19 protein-coding genes are annotated in these 13959 nt (G+C 64.1%); 12 read left to right on the top strand and 7 right to left on the bottom strand.

The genetic code is table 11. The features are described 5' to 3' along the window. Positions 1 to 168: 168 nt before the first annotated feature. On the bottom strand, positions 169 to 945 hold the full coding sequence (locus tag ASE72_RS18530; RefSeq protein ID WP_056025268.1) for a class I SAM-dependent methyltransferase: 777 nt from the start codon (positions 943 to 945) through the stop codon (positions 169 to 171). Between the two features lie 85 nt (positions 946 to 1030). On the opposite strand from ASE72_RS18530, the gene ASE72_RS19885 reads away from it, so the two are divergent. Continuing rightward, positions 1031 to 1489 carry an Rrf2 family transcriptional regulator gene (locus tag ASE72_RS19885; protein ID WP_082446294.1) on the top strand — a complete coding sequence of 153 codons (459 nt, stop codon included), beginning with the start codon at positions 1031 to 1033 and terminating at the stop codon, positions 1487 to 1489. A 183-nt stretch (positions 1490 to 1672) separates the two neighbouring features. On the opposite strand, the gene ASE72_RS18520 is transcribed toward ASE72_RS19885, so the two are convergent. Beyond that, complete coding sequence (locus tag ASE72_RS18520; protein WP_056025262.1) at positions 1673 to 2149, bottom strand: Lrp/AsnC family transcriptional regulator; 477 nt, start codon at positions 2147 to 2149, stop codon at positions 1673 to 1675. A 234-nt stretch (positions 2150 to 2383) separates the two neighbouring features. Here ASE72_RS18520 and ASE72_RS18515 point away from each other — a divergent pair, with 234 nt between their 5' ends. Further along, positions 2384 to 3436: a PLP-dependent cysteine synthase family protein gene (locus ASE72_RS18515; protein ID WP_056025260.1), complete on the top strand. Its 1053-nt coding sequence runs from the start codon at positions 2384 to 2386 to the stop codon at positions 3434 to 3436. 409 nt (positions 3437 to 3845) lie between these two features. On the opposite strand, the gene ASE72_RS18510 is transcribed toward ASE72_RS18515, so the two are convergent. Both ASE72_RS18510 and ASE72_RS18505 read right to left on the bottom strand, forming a co-directional pair. Next, positions 3846 to 4232: a type II toxin-antitoxin system VapC family toxin gene (locus ASE72_RS18510; protein WP_056025257.1), complete on the bottom strand. Its 387-nt coding sequence runs from the start codon at positions 4230 to 4232 to the stop codon at positions 3846 to 3848. Beyond that, positions 4229 to 4474, bottom strand: a complete 246-nt coding sequence (locus ASE72_RS18505) for an AbrB/MazE/SpoVT family DNA-binding domain-containing protein (protein WP_056025358.1) — start codon at positions 4472 to 4474, stop codon at positions 4229 to 4231. The genes ASE72_RS18510 and ASE72_RS18505 overlap by 4 nt, the downstream gene beginning before the upstream one ends. Before the next feature lie 465 nt (positions 4475 to 4939). Here ASE72_RS18505 and ASE72_RS18500 point away from each other — a divergent pair, with 465 nt between their 5' ends. Beyond that, positions 4940 to 5275: a four-helix bundle copper-binding protein gene (locus tag ASE72_RS18500; RefSeq protein ID WP_056025254.1), complete on the top strand. Its 336-nt coding sequence runs from the start codon at positions 4940 to 4942 to the stop codon at positions 5273 to 5275. Positions 5276 to 5309: 34 nt separating this feature from the next. On the opposite strand, the gene copD is transcribed toward ASE72_RS18500, so the two are convergent. Together copD and copC are read right to left on the bottom strand one after the other, a co-directional pair. Continuing rightward, the gene (gene copD / locus ASE72_RS18495) at positions 5310 to 6239 is read right to left on the bottom strand and encodes a copper homeostasis membrane protein CopD (RefSeq protein ID WP_056025251.1); all 930 of its coding nucleotides are present in this window, start codon (positions 6237 to 6239) and stop codon (positions 5310 to 5312) included. A gap of 2 nt (positions 6240 to 6241) precedes the next feature. Continuing rightward, positions 6242 to 6613: a copper homeostasis periplasmic binding protein CopC gene (copC, locus tag ASE72_RS18490; protein WP_056025248.1), complete on the bottom strand. Its 372-nt coding sequence runs from the start codon at positions 6611 to 6613 to the stop codon at positions 6242 to 6244. Between the two features lie 143 nt (positions 6614 to 6756). On the opposite strand from copC, the gene ASE72_RS18485 reads away from it, so the two are divergent. The 9 genes from ASE72_RS18485 to ASE72_RS18445 all read left to right on the top strand — a co-directional run bounded on the left by ASE72_RS18485 (position 6757) and on the right by ASE72_RS18445 (position 13556). After that, positions 6757 to 7005 carry a hypothetical protein gene (locus tag ASE72_RS18485; RefSeq protein WP_235532455.1) on the top strand — a complete coding sequence of 83 codons (249 nt, stop codon included), beginning with the start codon at positions 6757 to 6759 and terminating at the stop codon, positions 7003 to 7005. Continuing rightward, positions 7002 to 7442 carry a periplasmic heavy metal sensor gene (locus tag ASE72_RS18480; protein WP_056025244.1) on the top strand — a complete coding sequence of 147 codons (441 nt, stop codon included), beginning with the start codon at positions 7002 to 7004 and terminating at the stop codon, positions 7440 to 7442. The genes ASE72_RS18485 and ASE72_RS18480 overlap by 4 nt, the downstream gene beginning before the upstream one ends. Then, a complete protein-coding gene (locus ASE72_RS18475) occupies positions 7439 to 8032 on the top strand; it encodes an RNA polymerase sigma factor (RefSeq protein ID WP_056025241.1) in 594 nt (197 codons plus the stop codon). The genes ASE72_RS18480 and ASE72_RS18475 overlap by 4 nt, the downstream gene beginning before the upstream one ends. A 45-nt stretch (positions 8033 to 8077) precedes the next feature. Next, positions 8078 to 10054, top strand: a complete 1977-nt coding sequence (locus tag ASE72_RS18470; protein ID WP_056025238.1) for a copper resistance system multicopper oxidase — start codon at positions 8078 to 8080, stop codon at positions 10052 to 10054. Further along, positions 10051 to 11265: a copper resistance protein B gene (locus ASE72_RS18465; protein ID WP_056025235.1), complete on the top strand. Its 1215-nt coding sequence runs from the start codon at positions 10051 to 10053 to the stop codon at positions 11263 to 11265. The genes ASE72_RS18470 and ASE72_RS18465 overlap by 4 nt, the downstream gene beginning before the upstream one ends. Further along, positions 11256 to 12011, top strand: a complete 756-nt coding sequence (locus ASE72_RS18460) for a PepSY domain-containing protein (protein ID WP_056025355.1) — start codon at positions 11256 to 11258, stop codon at positions 12009 to 12011. The genes ASE72_RS18465 and ASE72_RS18460 overlap by 10 nt, the downstream gene beginning before the upstream one ends. Next, positions 12011 to 12601: a DUF305 domain-containing protein gene (locus tag ASE72_RS18455; RefSeq protein ID WP_199860401.1), complete on the top strand. Its 591-nt coding sequence runs from the start codon at positions 12011 to 12013 to the stop codon at positions 12599 to 12601. The genes ASE72_RS18460 and ASE72_RS18455 overlap by 1 nt, the downstream gene beginning before the upstream one ends. 81 nt (positions 12602 to 12682) lie before the next feature. After that, positions 12683 to 13057, top strand: coding sequence for a DUF305 domain-containing protein (locus ASE72_RS18450; protein WP_056025231.1), 375 nt, complete (start codon positions 12683 to 12685; stop codon positions 13055 to 13057). A gap of 58 nt (positions 13058 to 13115) precedes the next feature. Continuing rightward, positions 13116 to 13556 (top strand): DUF411 domain-containing protein, encoded by a 441-nt coding sequence (locus tag ASE72_RS18445; RefSeq protein WP_056025228.1) that lies wholly within the window; start codon positions 13116 to 13118, stop codon positions 13554 to 13556. Positions 13557 to 13591: 35 nt separating this feature from the next. On the opposite strand, the gene ASE72_RS20960 is transcribed toward ASE72_RS18445, so the two are convergent. Continuing rightward, entirely contained in the window at positions 13592 to 13909 is a 318-nt protein-coding gene (locus ASE72_RS20960; RefSeq protein ID WP_235532454.1) for a hypothetical protein, read from the bottom strand. Positions 13910 to 13959 lie beyond the last annotated feature (50 nt).

Here is a 13959-nt window from a genome sequence, read left to right as displayed (position 1 = left end):
GTCCATCATAGCTTATACTTTGCCTTGCGCCCTGTAAGTGGAGGCTAGATCTTCATTTCGGCTTTTCGATTGGGAACGACGACAAAGACGGCCGATGTCTCTTCGGAATGCAGTTCCGAGAATGACGGCAGGGTTGGTGATCGAAGCCATTTGGTGCGATCTCGCGAATTATTTCCGTCGCGCCACGCCGATCAATGCGGTTGAAGGGATCGGAAGCTGTGGCCGATCGCCAGCCATCTGACGTAGCTCGGCGACGATCATACCCTTCTGCGTAGCGTTGAGGCTCTTCCAGTCGGGCGATGGGCCGAACAGCGCGTCGAGGTCGTTCAACGCTGCCATGTCGAGGTCGAAGTCGCGGGTCACAAGCTCAGTTTGCGGATGACGATAGCCTGCTTCGAGCAGCTCGCCGGACAGACCTTCTGCCGTGCTGAGGATCGCCATGGCATCCGGCATGGCGGATAGATCGCGCTCAGGAAACAGTTTCTGGATCAGCTTACCCAACAGCATGAAGGCGCCGGCACCGCGATCTTGCCAGACCGCGACGACGCCGTATCCGTTGGGGCGGGTAACGCGTGCCATCTCGGCGCGTCCCTTCCGCCAATCCGGGAACATGAACACGCCGAAGATTGAGAACACCGCGTCGAAACCGGCGTCGGGCAGCCCGAGCGCCTGACCATCCATCACCCGCGCTTCGACGTTTGGCACCGCCTTCGCCGCGATGCGCGCGACCATGCCTGGAGAGAAGTCGGTTGCGAGAACCCGGGCTCCCGTCCGCGCAGCCGCCAAGGCGAGCGCGCCGGTACCAGCGGCAATGTCGAGCACACGGGACGCATGCGTCAATGGTACATGAGCCAGTGCGGCCTCGACATAGCGCGCCGTGTAAGGATGCGCCGTTTTCTCGTAGCGCTCAGCCGCGCTGTCCCAGTGGTCGACCTCGTTACGCATCACTAAAGCCCCCGAATCACGCAACTCTTCAGGTATCGAGATGGCCAAGGCTTGCCAAGTCGATGCCAGCCACGATGATGGCCTCATGCGGAACGACGGTCGCCTCTCTCGTATGTTGCACGTGCTGATCCATATGGCGCGGCACAATGGTCCGATGACATCAGAGACAATCGCTCGGATGCTCGGGACCAATCCTGTCCTGATCCGTCGCACGATGTCGGGCCTGCGTGATGCGGGTTATGTCAAATCAGAAAAGGGACACGGCGGTGGTTGGGCCATCGCGGCCGATCTGAATGCAGTGACCCTCTTGGACGTGCATCGTGCCGTTGGCGGCCCTCGCCTGTTTGCAATCGGAATCGAGCATCCCGAGCCTGGGTGCCAAGTCGCCAGCGTCGTCAACGAAGCCTTGGGCGATGCGCTTGAGGAAGCCGAACGGCTCCTGATCGCACGGTTGGGGTCGATCAGCCTTGCCGCACTCGTTGAGACCTTCAATGATCGTGGTGGTAGCGTTGGCAACTGGCTGAACCAACGTCCTTCTCAATAACGATCCACTTCTGGGAACGAGCGGGCCGTCCCGAATGGCGTCAAATGGGGACTTTCCTGCCGGGCAGCTATCGGACACGTCGACGCGGATAGCTGCCACTAGTTCTCCCGCCGGCTGTCCCGAAAACGATGGTGAAACGGGAAGGCGATTGTCATCTACACTGCCCCATCGGAACCAACGGAATTACCTTCCGGCTGCGTCTACATGGTTCAGCGGCAATGCCGTCTCCTCCTTTAACGTCTCCATCGAGAAATAGGCGCTGACCTCAGTTATCGGCACGTCCGCGATAAGGCGCTTGTAGATCTGGTCATAGGCTTCGACGTCCGGCACGACGATCCGCATGATATAGTCGAGATTGCCTGCCAGCCGATGCGCTTCGACGATCTCGGGTATGGCGGCAACAGCGTTCCTGAAGCGCTGTGTCCATTCTTCGTTGTGAACGGCGCGAACGGTGAGGAATATCGTGGTCGGCACACGCAGCAGGCGGCGGTCGAGCAACGCCACAACCCGCAAAATGAAACCCGATTGGCGCAGTTGCGTGATCCGGCGCGAGGTTGCCGATGGCGACAGCGCAATACGGTCGGCGATGGCCTGCACAGGCAGTTCCGCATCCGTCTGGAGAAGCGAGAGGCAGGCGATGTCGCGGGAGTCGATCGACATGGGCTTCTTTCCGATGATGTTGTGCTGATCCGAGGGGCACGCTTACCGTGTGCGTCATATCTGCAAAAGGCAGGTCAGACGTGCAGAGTAATCTCTATATGCGCTGACCTTTGCACGCCTCTCCACCGCATCTTCGTCTAGATGACCATGAGCACTCAATTCGGAAATTCCACTCTCATGCACCGCCCTCTCCCCATATCCGCAACCCTCGATAGCCTCCACAATGCGCCTGCGATGGGCGCGCGAGCATGGCGGGACTGCGCTGTGCGCCGGATCGAGGCGGATGCCACGCGCTCGGCCGACACCCATCTCATCCGGCTCGATCTCCCACGCTTTCCCGGCATCATGCTCTACCTGAAGGACGAGAGTTCCCATCCGACCGGAAGCCTCAAGCACCGACTGGCGCGGTCGCTCTTCCTCTACGCACTGTGCAACGCGTGGATCGGCCCCGACACCTGCATTATCGAGGCGTCGTCCGGATCGACCGCGGTCAGCGAGGCATATTTCGCGCGGATGCTGGGATTACGGTTCATCGCGGTCGTGCCGGCCAGCACCGCCGCGCCGAAGCTCGATGCGATCCGCTTTCACGGCGGCGAGACGCACATGGTGGATGACCCGCGCGACGTCTGGAATGCCTCGCACCGCTTGGCTGCGGAGATCGGCGGGCACTTCATGGATCAGTTTACCTATGCCGAACGCGCAACCGACTGGCGCGGCAACAACAACATCGCCGAGAGCATCTTCGCCCAGATGGCGGCTGAGGAGCATCCAGTGCCGAGCTGGATCGTATGCGGCGCAGGCACCGGGGGCACCTCCGCGACGATCGGACGCTTCATCCGCTATCGCCGCCACGCCTCGCTGCTCTGCGTCGCCGATCCGGTACATTCGGTTTTTCACCGCCACCATGCAAACCCTGGCGTCACGACGCTGCCGGAAGGATGCTGTTCGCTCGTCGAAGGGATCGGCCGCCCGCGCGTCGAGGCAAGCTTCGTGCCCGGCGTCATCGATCGCATGACCGCGGTCGACGACGGCGCCAGCATCGGCGCGATGCGGGCGTTGTCGGCCCGGCTTGGCCGGCGTGTCGGCGGCTCGACCGGCACGAACCTCTGGGCGTGCGCAGCGCTGATCGAGGAGATGGCCATCGCCGGAGAGGTGGGCAGCGTCGTCACGCTGCTATGCGACAGCGGTGACCGCTATGGCTGTACGTATTACGACGACAACTGGCTGGATGCTCACAAGGTTGCCTGGCGTGCTTCGGCGGACCGAATGACCACGTCCCTTGCCTGACGCGCGTTCCCAAGCAGAAGCTGTGATGGAAACCGGTCGGCAGTGCCGGTCCCTGAACGGGTGCGTTGGATCAGGGCTTTCCCGATTGGGAAGGTTGAACGGGATCGCCCGGACAACATCCGCCCTCTTGCGGCGTCGCGCGGGGCCGCTTTCCCGAAATCTGTTCCAGATTGAGTTTTCCCGAAATGGTCTGTTGAACATGAAGAAACGGGACTGCTGCGGATTCTCGGAAGGGCGGGTTTTGGGATGGCGCGCCGATCTGCCCAACGGCCGGGATTGGGTCGGAAGTCGCCCGGCAGCTTTCGCCGAAATGCCGCCAAACAGCGGACAGGCGGTTTTCCACCAGAATGCAGACCTTCCGCTCCCAGAGGATCGACAGGTGGTTGCCCCCTCCCCTTCCCGCCAAGTTCTAGCGGATCGTCACGACCTTGACCTCGACCGCATCCGCGACCTTCTTCCAGTTCTGGTCGCTGGTCCAAGCAGGCAACCCATCCCGTCGGGCAAGCGCCAGGCAAAAGCGATCTCCAAGGCTAAGGCCCGCCTCGGCCGTCGCGGCGCGCAGCCGCCCGGCGATTTGCGCCAAGGCCTTGTCGGCCGGCACTACCGTCAGTGGCAGCGGATCAAGCATGGCATCAACTTCTCGCTCGGGCATTCCGGTATGGATGAAGTGGGTCACCACCTCGGCGTAGTTCACGCTGCTCACTCGTGCACCGGCAATACCGGCTGCAACCTTGGCGGATCCCTTTTCACCCTTGATCATCGCGATGAGAGCCGAAGCGTCGAGAACCACGCTCATTCGCCGCTGTCCTCACGACGCCGTTGTAGGAAGGCGTCCACCGAGGCGTCGGGATTACCGCCGGTATATTGCGCGGCCAGCGCCTGCGCCCTTGCCACCGCCTGGCTGGCGGTTCGCAGAACAACGCCATCTTCGGTTTCGTCGAGATATACCGCACCGCCACCCGTCAGGCCCAAGCGCTTGCGAACGTCAGCAGGCAGGCTCATGCGCCCATTTGGCGTTATGTTGATCTGTAGCGTCATAGTGGCCTCTGCACCTTTGATCAGCATCGTTATCAACTTTTAGACCTTTACCTGCCTAGCAGCAACCGTCCTCACGGTATGCCAGAGGGCCTGCTCTGTACCACACCGTTAGGATTATGGTTCGCCGACGTGAAGCTGCCCAGCGTGTACAATCCCCGGTGCTTTTAACGTATACCCTGAAAGCACCTTAGAATACTGGTCTTTTTACAGTCCGCGACTAACTTCAAAAAACCGGCCCCGATTTCTAGGAAAATCCTTTTTGTTCCTAGGCCTTTCAAAGACCAACGAGCACCAACCCATCGGAGACCGATATCCCACAACGTCACAGGTCAACGGGGCGGTATCACTGTGATTACTCCTAATCGAAAGCCACGAACAATTAGCGATAAATGGAAGCACCTATCTAAGGGAAGCACCGGTGCGGCACGTACTGCGAATAAGGGGGGCCTTACGCGGAGAACGACGATGCACCACCACATGAGCGCCGAAATGCAGGCCTGCATGGATGCCTGCCACCACTGCCACATTACCTGTCTGTCGATGACGACGCAGCATTGCCTTCAGGTAGGCGGCCCGCACGCCGCGCCCGACCACATCAAGATCATGCTGGATTGCGCGCAGGTTTGCGCCACCTCGCTCGACTTCATGGCGCGCGGCTCCGACCAGCATAAGCTCGTGTGCGGCATCTGCGCTCAGATCTGCCGGGCTTGCGCGGCGAGCTGCAAAGGGCTGGACGGGATGGAAGAGTGCGTCGCCGCCTGCGAGCGGTGCGCCGAGGAATGCGAGAAGATGGCCGCCTGAGCGGCGAGGCGGGCGGCGCTTGGCCGCCCGCCCTTCACATCGCCGAAGCGGGCGGTTCGAGCGTCCCCAGCCATGCGACGAGCGCCAGGATCGCCACTGCGCAGCTCGCCTCGACCGCGAGGCTGCGCCGCAGGGCGCGAAGCGCGCCGTGATGATCGGCCGCGGCGATCGAGCGCTCGAACGCCGGCGTAAGTCTGAAGCGGTTGAGCGACGCGAGCGCGAGCATTGTGCCGAACAGCGCTAGCTTGGCGATCAGAAGCTGGCCGTAGCGCGTAGTCGGAAGGTCCGGCAGATTGGCGAGGCCGACCAGCAGCCACGCGTTGACGACACCCGTGACGACGATCGTGCCGACCAGGATCGTGCCGACCATGCCGAACCCGTGCAGTGCGCGGTGCGTCAGAGTCAGATGGGCGGCGTCGACGCGGCCGACCGGCCGGGCGACCAGAAGCACGAGCCCGAGTAGGGCTCCGGCCCAGGCTCCGCCCGCAAGCAGGTGAAGAATGTCGGCGCCCAGATGCACCCAGCCAACAGCGCCCTCGTCCATCGCGCCGTGTCCTGTCCAAGCAAGCGTGGCGAGCGCCACGGCCGCAGCGAACGTCACCAAGCCGAGCAAAGCCGCGCGATCGGTTGCCACGAGGGCCGCGACCGACGCCACCACGAGCGCAGCTATGCGCGCTTCCCACGCGGTGCCCGTTGCGGACCCGGAGAGGAGCATCCCGATCGCCTCCTGATCGACCGGCCAGGGCGGTGCCCCGGCCATCGCCGCCGCGAGCAGTGCGAGGGCGATCCCGGAGAACAGGAGGCCGAGCAGGCCGCTTCCGACGAGCCAGGGGCGCAAGGCGAGCGCATTGGCGCGCTCGCCGGCTTTGAGGCCGTAGAGACTAAAGGCCGACAAGCCGAACAACCCGCTCAGCGTTGCATAAAGCGCGACGCGAACCGCGATCAGCGGCCAGTCGGTCTCCACCCTTACTTGACCGCGAAGGCGAAGTTTCCGGCTACCCGGTGGGTGTCAACCGAGACCACATGCCAAGCGACGCTGTAGCGCCCCGCGGCGAGCGGCGCCTTGGGCGTGACGACGAGCGTGCGGCCATCATCGGCGACCCCGGCCGCAGCCGCGACCTTCATGGGCGCGTGCGCGGTGCCGCCATGCGCGGTCATCATCAGGTCCGCGCCCGAGAACTTCGGCATCAGCTTCTCGCTGAACCGCAGCGCGAGGCGCGCGGGCTTGGCGACAGTCGCGTTCGGCGCCGGTGAGGCGGACAGCAGCTTAGGATGAGCCTGGGCGGCGCTGGCGAGCCCGAGGATGGCAAGGGCGGCAGGGATTAGGGCGCGACGCATGCGGTTACTCCGTGATGTTCTGTCCATTCTACGCGGCACGGTCGCGCACCCCTCACGCGACCGATGAGGGATGATGGGCAGCGCTGCGTAACCAGTGTTAGAGGGGCGGAGTGGAAAACATGGATGATCTGGACAGAGCGTTGGTGAGGTTGGCGGGAGCACCTGTTCCGGCTGCGCTGGACGACGTCGAAGCACGTGTTCTCGCGCGCATCGGCACACGGCCGGTCGTGCGACAGGCCGGGCTCGGCATCGGTGCGGTGACGGTCGCGGCATTGGCGATCGGCATGATCGGCGCCGAGCTGCCCGCGACCGCGAGCCCCGCGGTGTCGCTCGCACCGCTCGGCGGGGCCTCGCCGCTCGCACCCTCGACTTTGCTGATCGGCGAGCCGTGACCTCGACCAAGCGCGTCCTGCTGTGTGTCGTACTCGCCTTTCTCGCGGCGATCGGGGGCGTGTTCGTTGGACGTGCGCTGTTGCCCCAGCCCAAGCAGCCGGGCGCCGCGCTGCACGAGGTCCTGCACCACAAGCTCGCGCTCGATGCCGATCAGCAGGCAAAGCTGAAGGTTCTGGAGGACCGGTTCGCGGTGCAACGGCGCGCTCTCGAGCTGGAGTTGCGCGCGACCAATGCTCGGCTCGCCGAGGCGATCGAGGCCGAGCACGGCAACGGCCCGCGGGTCACGGCCGCGGTCGATCAGAGCCATGCCGCGATGGGCGAGCTGCAGAAGGCCACGTTGGCGCATATCTTTGCCATGCGGCAGCTTCTGCGCACCGATCAGACCTCTCAATTCGATGCTGCGGTGGTGAAGGCGCTCACCGACGGCCAGGGGTGAGCCTCGATTGGACCACGCTGTCCGATGGCGAGCTGGCGACGCTCAGCATTGCCGGTCGGCAGGCCGCTTTTGCCGAAATCGTGCGACGCTACCAACAGCCGGTGTTCCGGCTCGCGCGGGCATGCGTCGGCGAACCCGACGAAGCGCTTGATCTGGTGCAGGAGACGTTCGTCGCCGCACACCAGGCCCTCCCGCGCTACGACGGGCAGCGCGCCATGAGAGCGTGGCTTTCGACGATCGCGATCAACAAATGTCGTGACTGGGCGCGAAAGCGCACGGTGCGCCGGTTCTTCTCCTTCGCGGCCCCCATCGATCATCGGGCTGAAGCTGTGGTGGACGATCAGGTGGCAATCGACGACGGCGCAGCCGACCGCCAGGAGTTGGACCGGGTAACAGATGCCATTTCCGCTCTGCCCATGAATCTAAAAGAGGCTCTGGTGCTGCGCACCATCGAGGGTTTGAGCCAAGCCGAAACCGCCGACGTGCTGGGGATCAGCCAGAAGGCTGTCGAAACCCGCCTCTACCGTGCCCGCTCGCGCCTCCTCGAAAAGTTGAACACCGAACAAGGGATCGGCGTGCGGGACGCGTAGAAGGAGTGAAACGGGCCGGTAGCGGCCCACCTTCTAGGAGCTTTCATGTCGCGCGTTCTCGACCGCCGCCAAGTGCTGCGCGGTGCCACCCTAGCCGGAAGCGGCCTTGCTCTGTCGGCCTATATGCCGGCGTGGGCGCAGCCGGTGTCCGCGGGCATCGCCAAGCCGTTGCCGACAGTTTCGGGCGACGACATTACGCTAAAGATCGCTCACCAGATGATGATGATCGACGGGCGGCAGAGCCACGCGATCGGCATCAACGGCACCGTGCCTGCTCCGCTCATCCGCTTGCGCGAGGGGCAGAACGTGCGCCTCCACGTCGTTAATGATCTGGATGAGGAAACCTCTATTCATTGGCACGGGCTGCTGGTGCCCTTTCAGATGGACGGCGTGCCCGGCATTGCCTTTCCAGGCATCCCGGCACGATCGACCTTCACCTACGAGTTCCCGATCATCCAGAGCGGCACCTACTGGTATCACAGCCACTCGGGGCTCCAGGAGCAGGAGGGGCACTACGGGCCGATCCTGATCGACCCCAAGGACCCCGACCCGGTGCAGTTCGATCGCGAGCACGTCATCGTGCTGTCCGATCACAGCTTCCAGCACCCGCACTACCTGTTCGACCGCCTCAAGAAGGAGTCGGGCTACTTCAACCGCCAGCGCCAGACCCTAAGCGGGCTGCTGGCGGGCAAGGATCAGCCGCTCAAAGAGCGGCTGATGTGGGGCAAGATGCGGATGGACCCCGCCGATGTCGCCGACGTGACCGCCTCGACCTACACCTATCTGGTCAACGGCCATGGTCCCAAGGACAATTGGACCGCGCTGTTCCGGCCGGGCGAGCGGGTGCGGCTTCGGTTCATCAACGCATCGTCCATGACGACCTTCAACGTCCGCATCCCCGGCCTGCCGATGACGATCGTCGCGGCTGATGGGTTGAACGTGCGCCCCGTTCAGATCGACGAGTTCCAGTTCGGCCCGGCCGAGACCTATGACGCGATCGTCACGCCGCCCGACATGCGCGCCTACACGCTGGTGGGCGAGAGCGTCGATCGCTCCGGCATGGCGCGCGCGACGCTCGCACCCCGCGAGGGCATGGCTGCCGAAGTCCCGCCACTTCGCAAGCGGCCGCTCGCGACCATGAAGGACATGGGCATGGGCGGCCATGACATGAGCACGATGGATCACGGCTCCATGCAGGGCATGGGAAGCGCTGCGACGGGCGCACAGGCTGGATCAATGGCGGGCATGGACCATGGCGGTATGGACCATGGCGCAGGTGCCGGTTCGATGCAGGGCATGGACCATTCCCAGATGAACCATGGTGCCGCCGGCGCTGCTGCCGGCGCCATGGCCGGGATGACCGCGCCGCAGGGTCAGAGCGGCGCCATGCCCGGGATGGATCATGGGTCGGGTGCGATGCCGGGCATGACAGATGGGCAGCCGATGGCCGGAATGGACATGGGCAGCATGAACATGCGCGATTTCTCGAAGGCCCCGGGTGTGAAGAAGGGTCCGGGTGTCCAGACCATTTCGGCCATGCCAGTCGATCGCACGGGCGAGCCCGGTCAGGGCCTCGAGAATGTCGGGCACCGCGTGCTGACCTATCGCGATCTGGTGGCACTCGATCGCAATCCCGACACGCGGGCACCCGAGCGCGAGATCAAGCTCCACCTTACCGGTAATATGGAGCGGTACATGTGGGGTTTCGATGGCGAGAAGCTGTCGGAGAGCCCCGATCCGATCACCCTGCTGCACGGCGAACGGGTGCGTGTCACCCTCATCAACGACACGATGATGGGCCATCCCATTCACATCCACGGTCACTTCTTCGACCTGGTGACGGGGAAAGGTGCCTATGCGCCCCGGAAGCATACCGTGCTCGTCCAGCCAGGCGGCACGGTGAGCTGGGACGTGACAGGCGAGGAAGGCGATTGGGCGTTCCACTGCCACATGCTCTACCACATGCACGCAGGGATGATGCGCGTCGTCCAGGTCCGCAAGGCCGGGGAGGCATCAGCGTGAACCGGTCACTCCTTCTCGCCGGCCTTGCCTCGGCAGTCGTCGCCGGCCCTGTGTTCGGGCAGAGCATGGATCATTCCATGCACAACATGCCGGGAATGACCATGCCGGCGAAGCCCGCGGCCAAGGCGACCCCCAAGCCCGCGCGGAAAGCGGCAGCCAAGCCCGCGGCCAAGCAGAAGGCCCAGGTTCGGAGGGCCCCGCGTCGCGCTCAGGCCGCGCCGGCTCGGGTGGCCGATCCGCACGCCGGTCACGACATGAGCGGGATGCAGGGAATGGACATGGGCGCTCAGCAGCAGCCCGCGCCCGCGCAAGATCCGCACGCCGGGCACGACATGTCCGCCATGCCCGGCATGGGTTCCCCGGCAGCAGCCGGGCAGGACCCGCACGCCGGGCACGACATGAGCGCGATGCCCGGCATGGCGATGGATGGTAGCCAGACAGGCGCCAAGATCGGGACCGACCTCCCCCCCGGCAACAAGCCCGCTCCCGCTCCGCCCGGCGATCATCTCGCCGATCGTTTCTGGGGGGCGGATGCCATGGCCAGCTCCCGCGAGAACGACCTGCGGCGCGAGCATGGCGGGATGACCTACTATCAGGTGCTCTTCAATCTTGCGGAGTATCAGGCCCGCAAAGGAAGCGACGGCTACCGCTGGGATGGCGAGGCTTGGGTCGGAGGCGACATCAATCGCCTTTGGCTGAAGTCAGAAGGCGAAGGTGGTTTCGGCAAGGCGCTGGAGAGCGCCGAGGTGCAGGCGCTCTACAGCCATGCCCTCGATCCCTATTGGAATCTCCAGGCCGGCGTCCGCTACGACTTCAAGCCGAACCCGTCGCGCACCTATGCGACGATCGGGATCGAGGGCTTGGCCCCCTACCAGTTCGAGGTCGAGGGCGCGCTGTTCCTCTCCGACAAGGGGGACGTGCTCGCCCGCGCCGAGGGCTATTACGACCAGCGCATCACCAACTACTTCGTTCTCCAGCCCAGGGTAGAGGCCAACTTCGCCGCCCAGGACGTGCGGGAGACCGGGATCGGCTCCGGGCTGACGGACCTGGAGGCCGGTTTGCGGCTTCGCTACGAGGGCCGCCGTGAGTTCGCGCCCTATATCGGCGTGTCGTGGGAACGGCAGTTCGGCGACACCGCCCGCTTCTCGCGGGCGCGGGGCGACGACACAGGGGGCTTCAGCTTCGTCGCCGGCGTGAGGACCTGGTTCTGAGCCCGCGGCTCCGCCTCCACCTTGGAGCGAGCAAGATCCACCGCTGGCTTGCTCTCCTGATCGGCGCGCAGGCGATCGTCTGGTTCACCAGCGGCCTTGTGATGAGCCTGCTCCCCATTGACACCGTGCACGGCGATCACCGGATCGAACGGAACGCCGAGCCGGCGCTGTCGAGCACCCAAGGCTTCGCATCGTTGCCTGCCTTGCTGGCGTCGGCCGGAGCGCCGGTCCGCCAGCTTCAGCACCGAATGCTGCTCGGGCGAGCGATCGTTGAGGCACAGCTTGTGGATGGTCGCATCCGTCTGCTGGACGCTCGCACGGCTGCGCCGATCCCACCATTGGATGCCAGGGTGGCCGGGACGATCGCTCAGAAGGCGTATCGGGGGGCTGGTGTGCCCGCACCCACCATCGAGCGGATTGAACGAGCCAGTACCGAGTATCGCGGGGCGCTGCCGGCATGGAGTGCAACGTTCGCCGACGATGACGCCACCCGAATCTATGTAGCGGCCGAGACGGGACGGCTCACGTCGGTCCGAACAGGAACGTGGCGGCTGTACGACTTCTTCTGGGGTCTCCACATCATGGATTGGACGGAGCACGAGCGGTTCAACACGCCGTGGCTCAACGCTTTCGCCGCAGGCGGTCTCGTCTTCGCAGTGTCGGGTGCGATCCTTCTCTTCATGCGCTGGCCGAGACGGCCGCGCCGCAAAGCCGGGGGGCGTATTTCCAGACAGGGAGTCGCATGATGGACGAGCACCAAGGCAAGATGAACATGGGCATGGGCTACGGTCGTTTTGCGGCAATGGTGGCGACTTCGACCGTTGTCATGTTCGGGCTGATGTACGTGAACGTCTATGCCCTCGGGCATATAGAGTTCAGCCAGACGCGGTTCTGGATGGCCTTCGTGATGGGCGCCACGATGGCGATCATCATGCTCCTTTTCATGTGGTCGATGTACAAGAACAAGCGGACGAATGCCGCGATTATCGGCGGTAGCATCGTAGTGTTCGCGCTCGCGCTGTGGCTCGTCCGCAGCCAGGAGACGGTGGATGACGTGAGCTGGATGAAAGCCATGATCCCGCACCACTCGATCGCGATCCTGACGAGCGAGCGCGCGCACATCAAAGACCCCGAGGTGCGCAAGCTGGCGGACGGAATCATCGATGCTCAGGTTCGTGAGATCACGCAAATGAAGCGGGCCATTGCCAGGCTTGAGGCAAATCCTACGCCTGCGAATGCGCCCGACCTGCCTTCCTATCGTGACAAGCAGGTTCCCCCTCCCCCACCTGAAACTGATGATAGCGTCGGGGTGAATACCCTTCAGCCGATCCGCTGAATTCGATCATGGGCGTGAGGGATACGGTACGCGCGCCCGTATCCCTCCTGTGGGCGGGGGCGTTTACCCAGGAGAGACACGATGAAGAAGATGACTGTTTTGGCCCTCGCGGCCGCGCTCGGCGCCGCTCCGGCCATCGCCCAGATGCAGGGCATGGATCATTCGGGCATGAACCACGGTCAGATGATGAAGCCGACGCCGGCGAACCCCTATCCGCCCTCTGAAATGCAGATGCATCAGAAGATGATGTCGGCCATGGGCGCTGATGCGACCGAGACCTGGGTCCGCAAAATGGTCGAGCATCATCGCGGTGGCATTGCCATGTCGCAGATAGTGTTGCGCGAAACCAAGGACGCAAAGGTCCGCATGATGGCCACCAAGACGATCGCCGAGCAGAACAAGGAAGTCGGCGAGCTGAACGCCTGGCTGCGGGCGCACGGCAAGGCTGCACAGTGATCGGCCCCCGCCCCACCGCAGGGTTTGCCTGCGGTGGGGCGGCCATCTAGGAATAGACATGACCCGCATTCGCCTTCTCGCCGCTGTTGCAGCGTTCGCCATGCCGGTCGCAGCCGTGGCTGTCGGGCCGGTGCTGATGCACCGCGATCCGGGCTGCCCATGTTGCGAGAAGTGGGCGCAGCAGGTGAAGGCTCAGTTCGGTCGGGCGGTCCGCGTCGTCGACGACGCGAACCGGCCCGCGTTCATGAAGGCCCGGGGCGTGCCCGCGGACTTGGCCTCATGCCACACGGCCATCATCGACGGCATGACTTTCGAGGGTCATGTGCCAATCGCCGACATGAAGCGGGCTCTGGCAACGCACCCAAAGGGTGTGACGGGGCTCGCGGTTGCCGGGATGCCGATGGGCTCGCCGGGCATGGAGATGCCGGGCATGAAGACCCAGCCCTACGACGTCGTTGCGTTCGGACCTGGTGGACGCAAGGTGTTCGCCCACCACTGAAAAGGAGGGAGGCGCAGACGCCTCCCTCCCCTGGCTTACTTTTTGGGCATTCCGGACATGTCGTGACCGGCATGATCGCCGCCCTTCTTCATGTCCTTGCAGCAATCGCCCTTGCCGTCCTTGCAGCAATCGGCACCGTCTTTGCAGCACGCCATGTCGGCGCAGCAGGACCCGGCCGCGAAGGCTGCGGTCGGAAGGGCGAGCGCCAGCGCTGCGCCGATCAGCTTGAACTTGGTCATTAAAAGCTCCGTCGATTGAATGTGTGAAACCTGTTGGATGGTTACACGGCTCGTGGAGGTGGAGTGGCGGGCGGTATCAGCCACCCGTTCATGACAGGGGTCGGCGAAGGCCAAGCGGCGATCGGGAATGAGAATAACGGCTCTGCCCTCGCCAGGGCTTCCCC

The organism is Sphingomonas sp. Leaf20, assembly GCF_001421535.1.
Taxonomy (GTDB): domain Bacteria; phylum Pseudomonadota; class Alphaproteobacteria; order Sphingomonadales; family Sphingomonadaceae; genus Sphingomonas.
Note: the sequence above shows the minus strand (reverse complement) of the source record. Positions and strands in the feature narration are given on the sequence as shown.

What these genes read in the sequence shown, in the direction of transcription:
- ASE72_RS18530 (WP_056025268.1), bottom strand. Translation starts at nt 945, where the DNA reads ATGCGTAACGAGGTCGACCACTGGGACAGCGCGGCTGAGCGCTACGAG.
- ASE72_RS19885 (WP_082446294.1), top strand. Translation starts at nt 1,031, where the DNA reads ATGCGGAACGACGGTCGCCTCTCTCGTATGTTGCACGTGCTGATCCAT.
- ASE72_RS18520 (WP_056025262.1), bottom strand. Translation starts at nt 2,149, where the DNA reads ATGTCGATCGACTCCCGCGACATCGCCTGCCTCTCGCTTCTCCAGACG.
- ASE72_RS18515 (WP_056025260.1), top strand. Translation starts at nt 2,384, where the DNA reads ATGGGCGCGCGAGCATGGCGGGACTGCGCTGTGCGCCGGATCGAGGCG.
- ASE72_RS18510 (WP_056025257.1), bottom strand. Translation starts at nt 4,232, where the DNA reads ATGAGCGTGGTTCTCGACGCTTCGGCTCTCATCGCGATGATCAAGGGT.
- ASE72_RS18505 (WP_056025358.1), bottom strand. Translation starts at nt 4,474, where the DNA reads ATGACGCTACAGATCAACATAACGCCAAATGGGCGCATGAGCCTGCCT.
- ASE72_RS18500 (WP_056025254.1), top strand. Translation starts at nt 4,940, where the DNA reads ATGCACCACCACATGAGCGCCGAAATGCAGGCCTGCATGGATGCCTGC.
- copC (WP_056025248.1), bottom strand. Translation starts at nt 6,613, where the DNA reads ATGCGTCGCGCCCTAATCCCTGCCGCCCTTGCCATCCTCGGGCTCGCC.
- ASE72_RS18470 (WP_056025238.1), top strand. Translation starts at nt 8,078, where the DNA reads ATGTCGCGCGTTCTCGACCGCCGCCAAGTGCTGCGCGGTGCCACCCTA.
- ASE72_RS18455 (WP_199860401.1), top strand. Translation starts at nt 12,011, where the DNA reads ATGGACGAGCACCAAGGCAAGATGAACATGGGCATGGGCTACGGTCGT.
- ASE72_RS18450 (WP_056025231.1), top strand. Translation starts at nt 12,683, where the DNA reads ATGAAGAAGATGACTGTTTTGGCCCTCGCGGCCGCGCTCGGCGCCGCT.
- ASE72_RS18445 (WP_056025228.1), top strand. Translation starts at nt 13,116, where the DNA reads ATGACCCGCATTCGCCTTCTCGCCGCTGTTGCAGCGTTCGCCATGCCG.